Annotated in this window: 13 protein-coding genes; 9 read left to right on the plus strand and 4 right to left on the minus strand. The window is 70.9% G+C overall.

Annotated features, from left to right (window positions below; translation table 11 throughout):
- Positions 1-245 precede the first annotated feature (245 nt).
- Positions 246-866 (minus strand): uridine kinase family protein, encoded by a 621-nt coding sequence (locus MB828_RS29950; RefSeq protein WP_301650942.1) that lies wholly within the window; start codon positions 864-866, stop codon positions 246-248.
- Between the two features lie 246 nt (positions 867-1112).
- Here MB828_RS29950 and MB828_RS29955 point away from each other — a divergent pair, with 246 nt between their 5' ends.
- The 5 genes from MB828_RS29955 to MB828_RS29975 all read left to right on the plus strand — a co-directional run bounded on the left by MB828_RS29955 (position 1113) and on the right by MB828_RS29975 (position 6186).
- Positions 1113-2063, plus strand: coding sequence for a hypothetical protein (locus tag MB828_RS29955; RefSeq protein ID WP_301650899.1), 951 nt, complete (start codon positions 1113-1115; stop codon positions 2061-2063).
- Positions 2064-2144: 81 nt separating this feature from the next.
- Complete coding sequence (locus tag MB828_RS29960; protein ID WP_301650943.1) at positions 2145-3599, plus strand: amino acid permease; 1455 nt, start codon at positions 2145-2147, stop codon at positions 3597-3599.
- Positions 3600-3839: 240 nt separating this feature from the next.
- On the plus strand, positions 3840-5225 hold the full coding sequence (locus MB828_RS29965; RefSeq protein ID WP_301650900.1) for a peptidase C39 family protein: 1386 nt from the start codon (positions 3840-3842) through the stop codon (positions 5223-5225).
- Between the two features lie 95 nt (positions 5226-5320).
- Complete coding sequence (locus MB828_RS29970) at positions 5321-5461, plus strand: SCO1431 family membrane protein (RefSeq protein WP_343236213.1); 141 nt, start codon at positions 5321-5323, stop codon at positions 5459-5461.
- A gap of 65 nt (positions 5462-5526) precedes the next feature.
- The gene (locus MB828_RS29975) at positions 5527-6186 is read left to right on the plus strand and encodes a TetR/AcrR family transcriptional regulator (RefSeq protein ID WP_133026069.1); all 660 of its coding nucleotides are present in this window, start codon (positions 5527-5529) and stop codon (positions 6184-6186) included.
- A gap of 55 nt (positions 6187-6241) precedes the next feature.
- Here the strand turns inward: MB828_RS29975 and MB828_RS29980 are convergent, their stop codons facing one another.
- Positions 6242-7474: a glycoside hydrolase family 18 protein gene (locus tag MB828_RS29980; RefSeq protein WP_301650901.1), complete on the minus strand. Its 1233-nt coding sequence runs from the start codon at positions 7472-7474 to the stop codon at positions 6242-6244.
- A gap of 330 nt (positions 7475-7804) precedes the next feature.
- Between MB828_RS29980 and MB828_RS29985 the strand changes: the two genes are divergently transcribed.
- The gene (locus MB828_RS29985; RefSeq protein ID WP_133026071.1) at positions 7805-8977 is read left to right on the plus strand and encodes an acyl-CoA dehydrogenase family protein; all 1173 of its coding nucleotides are present in this window, start codon (positions 7805-7807) and stop codon (positions 8975-8977) included.
- Here the strand turns inward: MB828_RS29985 and MB828_RS29990 are convergent.
- On the minus strand, positions 8940-9182 hold the full coding sequence (locus MB828_RS29990; RefSeq protein ID WP_301650902.1) for a hypothetical protein: 243 nt from the start codon (positions 9180-9182) through the stop codon (positions 8940-8942). The genes MB828_RS29985 and MB828_RS29990 overlap by 38 nt on opposite strands.
- Before the next feature lie 147 nt (positions 9183-9329).
- On the opposite strand from MB828_RS29990, the gene MB828_RS29995 reads away from it, so the two are divergent.
- Positions 9330-10430, plus strand: a complete 1101-nt coding sequence (locus MB828_RS29995) for a hypothetical protein (RefSeq protein WP_301650903.1) — start codon at positions 9330-9332, stop codon at positions 10428-10430.
- Between the two features lie 14 nt (positions 10431-10444).
- Positions 10445-11548, plus strand: coding sequence for a phosphotransferase family protein (locus MB828_RS30000; RefSeq protein WP_301650904.1), 1104 nt, complete (start codon positions 10445-10447; stop codon positions 11546-11548).
- Between the two features lies 1 nt (position 11549).
- Here MB828_RS30000 and MB828_RS30005 read toward each other — a convergent pair whose 3' ends face one another.
- The gene (locus MB828_RS30005; RefSeq protein WP_301650905.1) at positions 11550-12008 is read right to left on the minus strand and encodes a hypothetical protein; all 459 of its coding nucleotides are present in this window, start codon (positions 12006-12008) and stop codon (positions 11550-11552) included.
- Between the two features lie 266 nt (positions 12009-12274).
- Between MB828_RS30005 and MB828_RS30010 the strand changes: the two genes are divergently transcribed.
- Positions 12275-12715, plus strand: coding sequence for an Lrp/AsnC family transcriptional regulator (locus tag MB828_RS30010; RefSeq protein WP_004002750.1), 441 nt, complete (start codon positions 12275-12277; stop codon positions 12713-12715).
- Positions 12716-12758: the final 43 nt, after the last annotated feature.

Here is a 12758-nt window from a genome sequence, read left to right on the forward strand (position 1 = left end):
ACGAGGTGGGAGCAGATGGGGCGCACACCGGACGGTGACCGTGGGTGAGCAGCAGGGCGCGCGTGAGAGGCGCAAAAGGGGTAAAAGGCAGAACGAAGCCCCCGATCACGGGGGAACAACCGGGGGCTTCGCGTCTGTGGGCGGCTGCGAACGGCCGCTCCTTGAGAACGTAAGACCTGTACGACCCTTGGGTCAAGCCGAGTTGAGGTACTCGGGCAACTTCTTCGGGGCGCGTCTTCACAAGTTCAGCACACTGCCGACGGCCCGTCACGGTGGGTGACGCCCTGGTACGGTCCAGCTGTCGATCCTGGCCCCGGCAGCACCTCGTACCCCTGCTGTGTCCCCGTCACCAGGAGGTCGGCGTGCGGTCTCGACGGGTCCTCGGCGAAGTGGTCGCGTTCCGCGGCGACCCACCTGACCCAGAAGTCCCGCTGTTCCGCGCCGTCCCGGATCCTGCCCCGCGCCCACGACTCCTCGTGCGGCAACTCCATCCACAGCAGCCGCGCCAGATACGGGCGCAGGGCCCGGCGCCCGGCGCCGACCCCCTCGACCAGGACCACGGGGGCGGCCGGCAGCGGGCGGGGCGGACCGAACCGGCGGGTGCGCCAGTCGTAGGGGGAGTAGTGCGCCGTCTCGCCCCGGCCGAGCGGCTTGATCACCTGGGTCAGCAGGCGGCCGGTCCAGTCGAACAGTTCCTCGTGGCTGGCGATGTCGTCCAGGTGCAGCACCGGCGCACCCCCCAGCGCGGCGGCCAACCGCCCGGCGAACGTGGTCTTTCCGGAGCCGGCGTGCCCGTCGACCGCGACGAGGCGGACCGGACCGCAGGAGGGCGGCAGGCCCTGGAGCGCGGTGGCGAGGTGGTGAATGACGATTCCCGAGGTGTGCTGCGGTGGGCGGCGTTTTCCGGAAACATTCTAGTAGTGCGGCGCATAGCGGACGTCCGCGGCCCCGAAGAAGTAGCGCATTGAACCAATTTCTGGCCGATCTTCGTCGGCCCCATTAATATTTCCGACCGGCTGACCGATATGTCGAATTCGGACGTTCCCGCCCTCCCCGGCCGTGAGTAGGGTGCCTTCAGCGTGCACGCGTCGTACGGGGACGGACAGGGGAAGATGGCCGCGGAGTTATTCGAGGGGCAGTACGTATGGCATCCGGCGGCCGATGACCGCTTGCTGGCGAGCGTTTGCGTCGACGTACGCGCCGGAAGATATCTGAGTGCCCGCGAGGCCCTGGCCGAGACGCGTTCCGACTTCGCCCTGCGCGCCCACCGCTCCCTGGTCCTGGCCTCCGAGGCGGCCGGCACCGATCTGGTCGAACGCTGGCTGGCCGAGGAGCCCGGCCCCGAGGCCGCCCTGATGTGGGCCCGGGTCGCCGTGCAGCGCGCCATCCGGGCGGCCGACGCCCACGACGAGCGGGCCGAGGCGCTGGAGCGCATCGCGCTCACCGCCTGCGAGCGGGCCGCCGCCATGAACCCCGCCGACCCCACGCCCTGGGCCGCCAAGCTGGCCATGGCCCGGCTGCACCGCCCGCACGACCCTGCCCCCGGCGGCCTGCTGACCTCCCCGCCCGGCCCCTGGCGGCTGTTCGCGCACACCCTCAGCCTCGACCCCTGGCACCGCGAGGCCCACCACCGCTTCCTGTCCTTCTTCTTCGCCCGGTACGGCGGCTCGGTCAACGCGGCCTGGGACGTCGCCGCCTTCCTCGCCCAGCGCGCCCCCGCCGACTCCGTGCTGCGGCTGCTGCCCCTGGTCGCGCTGGTGGAGAGCCACAACCCCACCCAGCTGCTCGCCGAGCGGGTCTGGGAGCAGCCCCAGTGGCGCGCCACGGCCCTGTCGATCTACCGCAACTGGCTGCCCGCGGTGGCCGGCTACCCCTTCACCCCGGTGCTCGACCTGGCCTACCTCGCGCACGCGCTGGTCATGGCCCGGCGCGAGTTCGAGGCCCGGGCGGTCTTCACGGCCATGGGGCCGTACGCCTCCCGGATGCCCTGGAGCGTCTTCGGCGAACCCGCCGACCAGCTCTCCCGGGCCCGCCGCGCCTGCGGCCTGTCCGTTCCCTCCTAGTCACGCCCAGCGAAAGGCCGGCAAGTGTCAGAACGCACAGCGGATCCGATCGTGCTCGACGACGACGCGACCCTGCACGCGATGGGTTATCCGCGGAAACTCACCCGCCGATTCCACGCGTTCGACAATTTCGCGATCTCCTTCACCATCATCAATATCCTCTCCGGAATCTTCTCCTCTTTCGGATTCGGTATGAACGCGGGCGGCCCCCGCATTCTCGTGTTCGGCTGGATCGGCGTCTGCGTGATGGTGCTCTGCATCGGCGCCGCCATGGCGGAAGTCGCCTCCGCCTATCCGACGAGCGGTGCGCTGTATTTCTCCGCCGGCAAGCTCGCCAAACGCCACAAGGGTGCCTGGTCCTGGTACACGGGCTGGCTCAACTTCGTGGGCCAGATCGGCGGTACGGCCGCCACCGGATACGCGGCGGCCACTTTCATCCAGGCGTTCATCGCCCTCCAGTGGACCTCGTACACGCCGACCGCCCACCAGACGGTGCTGATCACGGCCGTGATCATCGTGCTCCAGGGGCTCGCCAACACCTACACCGTCCAGCTCGTCGCCGTGCTGAACCGGATTTCCGTGTGGTGGCTGCTGATCGGACTCGTGGTGATCGTGAGCACACTGATCGTGATGCCCGACCATCATCAGTCGGCGTCCTTCGTGACGCATTTCGTGAACAACACCGGCTTCACCAACGGTCTTTACGGCGGCATGCTCGGCCTGCTGGTCACCAGCTGGACCTTCACCGGCTTCGACGGCAGCTTCCACATGTCCGAGGAAACGGTTCAGGCGACCGTCAACGCCCCCAAGGGCATCATCCGTTCCATCGGCTATTCGGCGGTCACCGGCCTGATCCTGATGCTCGCCCTGGTGTACAGCATCGGTGACTACGCCAAGGTGGCGAGCTCTTCCGCGCCGCCCGTCCAGATCCTCATCGACGGACTCGGCCTGGGCTGGGCCAAGGCGATGCTGCTCGTCGTCATCGGCGCCATGCTCTTCTGCGGTCTCGCCAACCTCACCAGCAACACCCGGCAGATCTTCGCCTTCTCCCGGGACGGCGCCATGCCGGGCTCCCGGCTCTGGCACTCGGTCTCGCCCCGCACCCGGACGCCCGTCAAGGCCGTCTGGCTCGCCGTGGCCTGCTCGCTCGCCCTGGTGGTGCCGGGCTGGTGGTCGCACACGGCGTTCACCGCGATCGTCAGCGTCAACGTCGTCGGCCTGTTCCTCGCCTACGCCATCCCGGTGTTCCTGCGGCTGCGCCTCGGTGACGAGTTCCAGCCGGGGCCGTGGAACCTGGGCCGCTGGAGCAGGCCGGTCGGCTGGCTGGCGGTGGTCTGGATCCTGCTCAGCAGCATCCTGTTCATGCTGCCGCAGGCCTCGCCGATCACCGTCGACTCCTTCAACTACGCGCCGATCGCGCTCGCCGTCGTCCTGGTCGTCGCCACGGTGTGGTGGTTCGCCACCGCCCGCCGCCGCTTCCAGGGTCCGGTCAGCTACGGCGGCCCCGACGAGGTCGCCGCGATGGACCTCATCTGACCCCTGCGCGAGTACACGCCCGTACGGGCACCCCGTACAGGCACCCCGTACGGGCACCCCGTGCGGGGACGCCCCGGTGCCGGCCCCGCGCCGGCCCCGGGGCCTTTCAGTGGACAGGACCAATATTGGTGGGCGTGGCTCGGGCGGAAGTGCTGGTAGGGGCCAGATGACTGCTTCATAGTGGGCGCACAGTCCCGCACCCGGACCAGCCGCGACGCGCACCCTGGGGGTCTTTCACCCATGAGCAGAGCCGAACAGCCGTCCCGCAGAACCGTGCTGGCAGCCGCCGCCTCCGTCGCCGCGGCCGCCGTGGCGCAGAGCGTGGTCCCCGCCGTCCCCGCGGCCGCGGCGACGGAGAGCGACCCCGACGCCGACGGCACCGGCCGGGCCGACCCGAGCCAGGTCGAGTACTGCTGCTGGACCACCTACAGCGACTGGCGGACCGGTACCGCGGCCGGCGTCGAGGCCGTCGCCGGCGACCGGCCCGGTGTGGTCGTCGGCACCCCCGCGGGCAGCACCTCCTACACCGACCCCCACACCGGCAAGACCGCCACCTGGGAGTACGGCACCTGGACCGGCCCCGTGCACCGGGTCGCCGTCCCCGCCACCGAGGTCATCGCCTCCTGGAACGCGGACACCCCGGCCGGCACCTGGATCAAGGTCGAACTGCACGGCACCTACTCCGACGGCACGGACACGCCCTGGTACGTGATGGGCCGCTGGGCGGCCGGTGACCAGGACATCAGACGGACCTCCGTGGACGGCCAGGGCGACGGCAGGAGCAGCATCTCCACGGACACCTTCGCCATCGGCGACGCCTCCACCGGCCTGCGCCTCGCCTCGTACCAGCTGCGCCTGACCCTCTACCGCAAGCCGGGCACCCAGCTCACCCCGACCGTCTGGCGGCTCGGCGCCATGGGCTCCGACGTCCCGGACCGCTTCACCGTGCCCGCCTCCACCCCGGGTCTCGCCCGGGAACTGAAGGTCCCGCGGTACTCCCAGGAGATCCACAAAGGCCAGTACCCGGAGTACGACAACGGCGGCGAGGCCTGGTGCAGCCCCACCTCGTCGCAGATGATCGTCGAGTACTGGGGCGGCCGGCTCACCGCCGCCCAGCTGGCCTGGGTCGACCCGTCGTACGCGGACCCCCAGATCTGCCACGCGGCCCGCTACACCTACGACTACCAGTACGCCGGCTGCGGCAACTGGCCGTTCAACGCCGCCTACGCGGCCACCTTCCAGGACCTCCAGGGCGTGGTGACCCGCCTGGGGTCGCTCACCGACCTGGAGACCCTGATCGCGGCGGGCATCCCGGCCATGACCTCCCAGTCGTTCCTGTCGAGCGAGCTCACGGGGGCCGGCTACGGCACCTCGGGACACCTCATGACGGTGATCGGCTTCACCGCGGACGGCGACGTGATCGCCAACGACCCGTTCTCGCCCGACGACGACGCGGTCCGGCGGGTCTACGCGCGGCGGGAGTTCGAGAACATCTGGTTGCGGACCAAACGCTACAACGCCAGCGGCAAGGTGACGTCCGGCACCGGAGGGGTCTGCTACGTGTACTTCCCGGCGGCCCCGACGCCCGCCCAGACCAAGGCGCTCGCGGCGGTCGGCCTGCGCTGACCAGCCACGACGGTGGCCCCGGGCGCTCCGGGGGCCACCGTCCTGTGACCAAGCTCTCCGCCGCAAAAGCCGCAATCGGTGGCATGGTGGACGTCATGACCACGCACTCCGCCACCGCCGCCCGCGCCCGTACCGGCGGCCCGAAGGACGACGGCCCGAAGGTTCTGGAACATGTCATGGGCTGGACCCTGGTCGTGGTCGTCGCCATGCTGGTCACCCAACTCGGGCTGCTCTGACCTGACGCGCGACCCGAGCTGACATACTGCGGATGTCCCGCAGCCTGTTGAGACCAGGGTCGAATTTGAATATCAGTCAACAACGTGCCACCGCCCGCCCGCGGGCGCGCGGCACCGAGCGCTCGGTGGCCCGTCGCGCCGAACTCATCGCCATCGGGCGGAAGTTGTTCGCCGACACCTCGTACGACGCGCTCTCCATGGACGACATCGCCAGGCAGGCGCATGTCGCCAAAGGGCTGATCTACTACTACTTCCAGTCCAAGCGCGGCTACTACCTGGCGATCATCCAGGACTCCGTCGCCGACCTGGTCACCTACGCCGCCAGCGGTCTGGAACTGCCTCAGGTGGACCGCGTCCACCGCACCATCGACAGCTATCTGCGGTACGCGGAGCACCACCAGGCCGCGTACCGCACGATCGTCAGCGGCGGGGTCGGCTTCGACACCGAGGTGCACGCCATCCGGGACGGGGTGCGCGAGGCGATCGTCGCCACCATCGCCGAGGGTGCCTACGGCCGTACCGACATCGCCCCGCTGGCCCGGATGGGCCTGCTCTCCTGGCTGTGCAGCGTGGAGGGCGCCACCCTCGAGTGGATCGACCGTCCCGGGCTCTCCCGCGACACCATGTGCGAGCTGCTGGTCAAGACCCTCGGCGGCACGCTCCGCGCCATCGAGGAGCTCGACCCGTCCTACCCCGCCCCGGCCCCGGCCCGCCGGGACGGCTGACGCACGAAGGGCGGAGGTCTCGTGGTACCCCCGCCCCAGGCCCCCGTGCGGGGGGCTAGTTGATGGCCTTGATCAGCTCACCGCTCGCGGTGTCACCGCTCAGTTCCCAGAAGAAGGTGCCGCCCAGGCCCTGCTGGTTCTTGTACGTCATCTTGGTGCCGATGGTCGCCGGGGTGTCGTAGCTCCACCAGTCGCTGCCGCACTTGGCGTACGCCGTGCCGCCCACCGTGCCGGTCGCCGGGCACTTCGTCCTGAGCACCTTGTAGTCGTCGATGCCCGCTTCGTAGGTTCCCGCCGCCGGGCCGGTCGCGGTGCCGCCGGGGGCCGCCTGGGTGACGCCGGTCCAGCCGCGGCCGTAGAACCCGATGCCGAGCAGCAGCTTGGCCGCCGGGATGCCGAGGCCCCTGAGCTTGGCGATGGTCGCCGAGGTGTAGAAGTTCGCCGTCGGGATCCCGGAGTAGGAGTTCAGCGGCGAGTGCGGAGCCGTCGGGCCGGTCGAGGCCCAGGCGCCGAAGTAGTCGTACGTCATCGGGTTGTACCAGTCGACGTACTGGGCGGCGCCCGCGTAGTCGGCCGCGTCGATCTTGCCGCCGCTGGTGGCGTCGGCCGTGATCGCCGCCGTCACCAGTGCACTGCTCCCGAACTTCGCGCGCAGCGCCGCCAGCACGTTCCGGAACGCGTCCCGCCCGCTGGTGTCGCAGGTGTTGCCGCAGGCGTTCGGGTACTCCCAGTCGATGTCGATGCCGTCGAAGACGCCGGCCCACTTGGAGTTCTTGACCAGGTCGTAGCAGGACTGGGCGAAGGCCGCCGGGTTCCTGGCGGCCTCGCCGAAGCCGCTCGACCAGGTCCAGCCGCCGAAGGACCAGAGGATCCTGAGGTTGGGGTGCTTCTTCTTCAGCTTCAGCAGCTGGTTGAAGTTGCCGCGCAGCGGCTGGTCCCAGGTGTCCGCGACCCCGTCCACCGACTCGGCGGCGGTGTAGGCGCGGTCGGTGGCCGCGTAGGAGTCGCCCATCGCGCACTTGCCGCCGGTCACGTTGCCGAAGGCGTAGTTGATGTGCGTGAGCTTCGCGGCCGAGCCCGAGGTCTCGACGTTCTTGACCAGGTAGTTGCGCTGGTAGGTGCCCCATTCGGTGAAGTAGCCGACGACCTTGGAGCCGGCCTTGACCTGCGGGGCGGACGGGGCGGCCGCGGAGGCGGTGCCCGCGCCGGCCAGCAGGCCGGCACCGAGGACGGCACAACAGGCCGCGGAGAGCAGCGCCCGGAACCGGGAGCGGTGGGGAGTGTGCATCGGGTGTCTCCTCCTGGGGGAGAGGGGAACGCGCGCCGATTGGCATGAACGCGGTAAAGCGTTGGTCATGAACCTTAGGAGGACTAGACCAGTAGGGTCAATGGTTCGGACCAATTTCGATGCGGCGGGATGTTGGCCTGGAATTCCGGAAGTAAGCGGTCGTTAACTGGTGACGGGAGGTCCCCGATCGGGCATACTCACTGCGCAGCCGCAGGTCAGCAGCTTCCGAGACCCGGAAACGTCCCTTCGGCCGCACCCGAACGACAGGCGGAGCAGCCCCTACCCGATGGGCCGTGACCGCTGGTGCCCGACAGGGAGGAGACCGACGCCATGTCCGACCGCGACCCGCAGCCGGTGGAGCGTCAACTGCCCACGGAAGAGGCGAGAGACCTGCTCTCGCTGGTCCGGGACATCGCCCGGCGCGAGATCGCGCCGGAGGCGGCCGAGGAGGAGGACGCCGGACGCTTCCCGCGCGGGGTCTTCACCCTGCTCTCCGAATCAGGCCTGCTCGGCCTGCCGTACGACGCCGAGTACGGCGGCGGCGACCAGCCCTACGAGGTCTACCTCCAGGTCCTGGAGGAGCTGGCCGCGGCCCGCCTCACCGTCGGCCTCGGGGTCAGCGTGCACACCCTCGCGAGCTACCCGCTCGCCGCCTACGGAACCAAGCAGCAGCAGGTCGAGCACCTGCCCGCGATACTCGGCGGCGGCCTGCTGGGCGCCTACTGCCTCTCCGAGCCCGCCTCCGGCTCGGACGCCGCCTCCCTGCGCACCAGGGCCGTCCGGGACGGCGACTCCTGGGTGATCAACGGCACCAAGGCCTGGATCACCCACGGCGGCATCGCCGACTTCTACACGGTCATGGCCCGCACCGGCGGCGAGGGCTCGCACGGCATCACCGCCTTCCTGGTCCCCGGCGACGCCGAGGGCCTGAGCGGCGCGGTGCCGGAGAAGAAGATGGGCATGAAGGGCTCGCCCACCGCCCAGGTCCACTTCGACGACGTCCGGGTCCCGGACGAGCGCCGCCTCGGCGAGGAGGGGCAGGGCTTCGCCATCGCCCTGTCCGCCCTGGACTCGGGCCGGCTGGGCATCGCGGCCTGCGCGATCGGCCTGGCCCAGGCCGCCCTGGACGAGGCGGTCGCCTACGCCACCGGGCGGCGGCAGTTCGGGCACCCCATCGCCGACTTCCAGGGCCTGCGCTTCATGATCGCCGACATGGCCACCCAGATCGAGGCCGGACGCGCCCTCTACCTCGCGGCGGCCCGGCTGCGCGACGCGGGCCGCCCGTTCGCCCGGCAGGCCGCCATGGCCAAGCTGCACTGCACCGACACCGCGATGAAGGTCACCACCGACGCCGTCCAGATACTCGGCGGCTATGGCTACACCGCGGACTTCCCGGTCGAGCGCTACATGCGGGAGGCCAAGGTGCTGCAGATCGTCGAGGGGACCAACCAGATCCAGCGGATGGTCATCGCCCGTCATGTGGCAGGGCCGGAAAGCCGCTGAACTGCCCCCGCACGACCGTCGGAGCCGCCAGCCTGACCCACTCCGGGTCGTGGCGGCCCGGCAGGGCGCGGCCTCGGTCGGCCCAGACCCGCATCAACTCGCGGTAGATCGGCGGATCCTGCGGCGCGGGCGGCGGGAGCGAGGCCCCGGGCGGGGGGACGAAGATCCGGCGCTGACGGCCGAGGACCGAGTACGTGGTCGTCATGCCCGGCCAACGCGGCGGCGGCCGCCCAGGTCACCGATCCCGCGAATCGCGCGTGAGTTCGCGGACGTCCGCTCCCGGATCTGGCCTCCCGACGCCTTCTGACGTACCGTCAGCCGGACCGTCTCCAGCCACCGGGGGAGGCCTGCCGTGGCCGACGACCGTCCCGTACCGCTCGACGAGTACCCCGTGCACCAGGTCCCGCTCTCCATGCGGCACGTCGCCACCGGAGACCGCAACGCCTACGACCGCTGCATCTTCCACGTCCTCGACCACTCCGGCGCCGCCCTGCTCGTCCTCGGCCTCGGCGTCTATCCGAACGTCGGTGTGATCGACGCCTACGCCACCCTGCGCACCGGGGACACCCTGCACGCGGTCCGCGCCTCGGACGCCCTCGGCGAGGACCGGATGCGCCTGACGGTCGGCCCGCTGCGCATCGAGGTGGCGGAGCCGCTCCGACGCTTCCGCCTGGCCTGCGACGACGACCTGGTCTCCTACGACCTCACCTGGACCGCCGGCTTCCCGCCCCTGTGGGAGCCGCACCACCTCCAGCGCCGCGGTGACCGGCTGACGCTGGAGGGCCGCAGGTTCGTGCAGGCCGGGGAAGTCTCCGGGGTGATCCGGGCCGGCGGCGCGGAGTTCCGCGTCGACCCGGGCGGCTGGACGGGCACCCGGGACCGCAGCTGGGGTGTCCGGCCGATCCCGGGGGAGGAGGGCGGCCGGCTCGCCGAGGCGCACCCGACCGAGGGCTTCCACTGGATCTGGTCCCCGGTCCGCTTCGAGGACCGCTTCCTGATGGTCGTCGTCCAGGAGGACGCCGACGGTTACCGCACCCTCAACGACGCCACCCTGCTCCGCGACGGCCACCCCGATCGCCAACTCGGCTGGCCCCAGGCCGAGATCCGCTACCGCAGCGGTACCCGGCACCCGGAGCGGGCCGTCGTCCACCTCGGCGGCCCGCGCGAACCCCGGGACCTGGAGGTGGAGATCCTCGCCTCCTCGCCGCTCGCGGTCGGCGCCGGCTACCCGCCCGCCGACGACTGGCAGCACGGCACCTGGCAGGGTCCGGGGTGGACCGACCGCCGTACCTACGACATGACCGCGGCGCATCCCCGCGCCGCCTACGGCGTCACCGACCACTCCGCCCGGTTCCGTCTGGACGGCCGCGTCGGCTACGGGATCTTCGAGCACGGCTCGTTCGGCAGACACGACCCGAGCGGCTTCACCGGCTTCGACTCGGTGGCGCCCTGAGCGAGGAGGCCGGCATGGCCGCGAAACCGCGCCCGCGCACCACGACCCGCGATCCCGCCGAACTCGCGCGGCGGCTGACTGCCTGGCTGGACGCCCGGCTTCCCGGCGCCAGAGCCGTCGACGTCACCGTGCCCGCCTCCAACGGCCTCTCCAGCGAAACCCTGCTCTTCGACATCGAGCACCCCCGACCGCCCGTCCGGGCATGCGCGTTGAGGCTGGCGGCGGACCCGTCGGCGTACACGGTCTTCCCCTCGTACGACATGACCCGGCAGTACCGCACCATGCGGCTGGTCGGCGAGCACACGGACGTGCCCGTGCCGCGGGTGCTGTGGCTCGAAGAGGACCCGGAACCGCTCGGCGCGCCCTTCTTCGTCATGGCACGGGTGGCGGGGCGGGTCCCGCCCGACGTCATGCCCTACACGTACGAGGGGAACTGGCTGCACGCGGCGACCGACGGCGAGCGCGAGCACCTCGAAGCGGCGTCGGTCGGCCTGCTGGCCCGCGTCCACGACCAGGTCCCCCTGGCGCGGGCCGGGTTCCTCGCGCTGCCGGGTGAGGGCGACGCGCTGAGCCGGCACGTCCGTTCCCAACGCGCCTACTACGACTGGGTGGTGGACGGACTCGCCCGCTCACCCCTGATCGAGGCCGCGTTCGACCGGCTGACGGAACTGTGGCCGCACGAGCCCGGCACCCCGGTCCTCAACTGGGGTGACGCACGTATCGGCAACATCGTCTACGACGGCTTCGACCCCGTCGCCGTCCTCGACTGGGAGATGGCGGCACCGGCCCCGCGCGAGGTGGACCTCGGCTGGACCGTGTACCTGCACCGCTTCTTCCAGGACCTCACGGCCGCCTCCGGGCAGCCGGGTCTGCCCGGCTTCCTGCGCCGCGACCGCGTCGAGGCCCGTTACGCCCGCCTGACCGGCCACACCCCGCGGGACATGGAGTTCTACACCCTGTACGCCGCCCTGCGGCACGCGATCGTGATGCTGCGCATCGCCTACCGGCAGGTGTACTTCGGCGAGGCCGCCGTCCCTGCGGATCCGGACACACTGATCCTGCACCACGGCAGCCTGCGCGCCATGGTGCAGGGCAGGTACTGGAGTGAGGTGCGGTGACTCAGGCGGCCTGACGGCTGACGGTGCCGCCGCCGAAGCGCATCGCCGGCACGCGCATCGGGCGTGAGCCCGGGCCGCCGACGTGCGAGAAGGGCTGCGTCCGCCAGTCCAGACCCTGCGGGAGGGTGAGCAGGAGGGCGGTGTCCTGCTCCTGCGGCTCGGCCGACTCGTCCGCGGACGTGGCGTCGGCGGCCGCGCGGCCCGTACCGGCACAGACCGTCAGGCCGAACGGGTTCCACGGCGAGGCGCACAGCGCGTGCTCCGGCAGGAACTCCTCGTCCGCCAGCAGCGCGATGGGCTGCGCGCAGTCCGGGCAGACCACCCGGAACATCTCGAAGGTGTCGTAGGCGTCCAGTTCCTCGGCCTCGTAGAGGTCGGGTTCGACGCCCTCCGGCTCGGGCTCGACGACCAACTGCGGGCGCTTGGGCGTGGTGCGACCAGGGCGCTGAAGACTCTGCATGGGTACTCCCCCTCGGGCTGGGCCGTGACGGCACTGCGGCCTCGACCACAGCAAGCACTTCCCGTCCGGTCTCGGCGGTAATCACGAGACCATCACAGAGCCCGCCCGGGGGCTGTGTCGTTCGTCACATGCCGCTCGCAGGTGCCCGGTGCGGTGTTTTTGTCCCTCAGTCGACCCACAGCCTGCCCTCCGTGACATCACGAACCGGCTATGACCTGCGCCGCTGAGGTATCCGACGAGATCGGGCGCCCTGTAGCTTTTGCGCCATGGAGGAGCTCGACCGTCAAATCGTGCAGCTGCTCGTCAAGGACGGGCGGATGAGCTACACGGACCTGGGCAAGGCCACGGGCCTTTCCACGTCGGCCGTGCACCAGCGGGTGCGCCGGCTGGAACAGCGGGGCGTCATCCGCGGCTATGCCGCGGTCGTCGACCCGGAGGCCGTCGGGCTGCCCATGACGGCGTTCATCTCGGTGAAACCGTTCGATCCCAGCGCCCCCGACGACATCGCGGACCGGCTGGCCGGCGTCCCCGAGATCGAGGCGTGCCACAGTGTGGCCGGGGACGAGAACTACATCCTCAAGGTACGGGTGGCCACGCCCCATGAGCTGGAGGAGCTGCTGGCGCGGCTGCGCAGCCTGGCGGGGGTGTCCACGCGGACGACGGTGGTGCTGTCGACGCCGTACGAGGCACGGCCGCCGAGGATCTGAGCGCCGGTGAGGTGCCGGCCGTTCGCCGGGTGCGGGTGGTCTG

Origin of the sequence: Streptomyces arenae, assembly GCF_022343545.1 — a bacterium.
In the GTDB taxonomy this organism is placed as follows: Bacteria; Actinomycetota; Actinomycetes; order Streptomycetales; family Streptomycetaceae; genus Streptomyces; species Streptomyces humi.